The sequence below is a fragment of the Rhizorhabdus sp. genome, assembly GCF_018006725.1.
Lineage (GTDB): Bacteria > Pseudomonadota > Alphaproteobacteria > Sphingomonadales > Sphingomonadaceae > Rhizorhabdus.
In genome coordinates this window covers 1-2,696 of the sequence record NZ_JAGMXV010000449.1, presented here as the reverse complement: position 1 = coordinate 2,696, position 2,696 = coordinate 1, and the positions used below count along the sequence as shown (strand labels likewise).

Here is a 2,696-nt window from a genome sequence, read left to right as displayed (position 1 = left end):
AAGCGGGTGAGATCGATCAACAGGACTGCGAACTGCCGCCCTTCGGTCCCGAAGTTCAGCATCGCATTCTCGACCTGCTCGGCGAAGGCCGCCCGGTTGGGAAGGCCGGTCAGGCTGTCGCGCAGCATCTGCGTACGCAACGAACGCTCGCCTTCGACCTGCTGGGTGCGGTCGATCAGCGAAAGGATGCAGCGGGGCACAGGCGATTCGCCACCGCTCAGGCGAACGAGCCGGACGGCAAAATGGCGCCCGCTGATGCCGTCTCCCTCCTGCATGTCGAAGGTGCGCTCACGTTCGTCGGATGCCAGGAAGTCGCGAATCTCCGGAACGAGCGGCAGGCCGATTCCAGGGCATATCTCTCTGGCGCCGTCGGTGGCCGGCGGACTCGCTCGACGCCCGGCAAGATCGAGAAACGCACGGTTTCGCGCAAGAATGCTCGGGTTGCCCTCGACCAGGCAGAGCAGCGCGATCGCGATGGGCAGGGTGTCGATGAACTCCTGCTGGGCAGCCGTGCGCGGCGTGTCGAGAAGCTCCTGCAGGGCGACCGGGAACATCGCTCCGGGCTGGGCGGCACCGCCATCGACGACCTTCGTCGCCTGTTCGTTATGGGTTTTTGCCGCCCGCATGGTGGATCGGCATTAACAGCGCAGGGTTAATGCTCTGTTTCCGACAGCTTAAGCCTTTGTCCACCCTTGCGGTCGGAAGCGGTTGTCGCGCGGGAAGCCGACCGGGGGCATGCGGCCGGCGGCGCCTCGGGCCGCACGCCAGGGCGTCAGGTCGCTTTCGGTCCGGGTCCGCCCCGTGTCGCCCCCCATCGTCCAGCTAAGCCCCTCTTCGAGCCGGAAGCTGATGGCGTCGGACAGCCCTCCATCCTTGTAGCGCTGAATCGAGACACCCTGCCCGCGTCCCATGCGCGGCAGTTCGGAAAGCGGGAAGACGACCATCTTTCGATTGTCGCCGATCGCCGCGACATAGTCGTCGGTTGAGGCGATCGGATGAATCACCTTCAGCCGGCCACCCTCACGCAGATTGACGACCTGCTTGCCCTTGCGGGTCTCGGCGGTGACGTCGGCCATGTCGACCACGAATCCCTTTCCGTCCGCCGAAGCCAGCAACAATTCTCCGCCCGGGCGCGACGCGAGGAGCGCGATGATCCGCGCGTCGGCGTCGATATCGGCAAACAGCCGCACCGGTTCGCCGAAGCCGCGACCGCCGGGGAGCTTGTCGGCCGGGAGCGTGTGGAAGCGCCCCTGGTCGGTGGCCAACAGAATCCGGTCGGTCGTCTGCGCGCGAATGGCATGGTCGGGGCCATCGCCTTCCTTGAACTTGACCGCAGCCACTGCAGCGTCGTCCAGGTGGCCCTTCATCGCGCGGATCCAGCCGCGCTGCGACAGGATGACGGTAACCGGCTCGCGCTCGATCATCGCCTCCAGCGGAATCTCGCGCGCCGGCGCGGCCTCGGACACCGACGTCCGTCGCGCGCCCAGCCTGGTCTCCGGACCGTAGCGATCCCGCAAGGCGGCCAGATCGCGCTTCATCCGCGTGCGCTGGCGCGCGGGGCTCGCGATCAGCGCCTCCAGCTCCTTGCCCTCGGCATCGAGCGTGTTGCGCTCGCGCCTTATCTCCATCTCTTCCAGCTTGCGCAGGCTGCGCAGCCGCATGTTGAGGATTGCCTCGGCCTGGCGGTCATTGAGGCCGAATTCCTCCATCATCACCGCCTTGGGCTCATCCTCCTCGCGGATGATCTGGATGACCCGGTCAAGATTGAGATAGACGATCAGATAGCCGTCGAGCAGTTCGATCCGGTCGGCGATCTTGGCGAGGCGGTGCTGCGACCGCCGTACCAGCACGTCGAACTGGTGCTTGAGCCAGGCCGACAGCGCCTGCTTCAGGCTCATCACCATAGGCGTGCGATGTTCGTCGAGCACGTTGAGGTTGAGCGAGACCCGGACTTCCAGCTCGGTCAGCCGGAACAGGCTTTCCATCAGCATGTCGGCATCGACGGTGCGGCTGCGCGGCTCGAGGACGATGCGTATGTCCTCGTCGCTCTCGTCGCGGACATCCGCGAGGATCGGCAGCTTCTTCTCGTTGATCAGCTCGGCGATCTGCTCGATCAGCTTCGACTTCTGGACCTGATAGGGAATCTCGCTGACGACGAGGTGCCAGCCGCCCCCCTTCTCGTCGATCCGGTCGATCCGTGCACGTACCCGAAAGGCCCCGCGCCCGGTCGAATAGGCTTCGGTGATGGAGGCCGCGCTGTCGACGAGCACGCCGCCGGTCGGAAAGTCCGGACCCTGCACATATTGCATGAGCTCGGGCGTCTCCGCCTCGGGCCGGTCGATCAGGTGAACGCAGGCGTCGACCAGCTCTGCCACATTGTGCGGAGGGATCGAGGTCGCCATGCCGACCGCGATGCCGCTCGCGCCGTTGGCGAGCAGGTTGGGGAACAGGCCGGGGAAGATTTCGGGCTCTTCCTCCTCGCCGTTATAGGTCGGGCGGAACTCGACCGTGCCCTCGTCGAGGCCGGCCATGAGTTCGCCGGCGGCCGCCGTCAGCCGCGCCTCGGTATAGCGCATCGCAGCGGCATTATCGCCATCGACATTGCCGAAATTGCCCTGCCCGTCCACCAGCGGGTAGCGGAGCGAAAAGGTCTGCGCGAGGCGGACCATCGCATCATAGACCGACTGGTCGCCATG

General features: G+C 65.8%; 2 protein-coding genes. Both read right to left on the bottom strand.

Features of this window, described 5'->3' with window-relative positions; genetic code table 11:
• On the bottom strand, positions 1 to 626 hold a 626-nt coding region (locus KAY22_RS27645), incomplete at its 3' end, for a GGDEF domain-containing protein (RefSeq protein WP_296626247.1).
• 48 nt (positions 627 to 674) lie between these two features.
• The coding region (parC, locus tag KAY22_RS27640; RefSeq protein WP_296626246.1) for a DNA topoisomerase IV subunit A at positions 675 to 2,696 on the bottom strand (2,022 nt) is incomplete at its 5' end.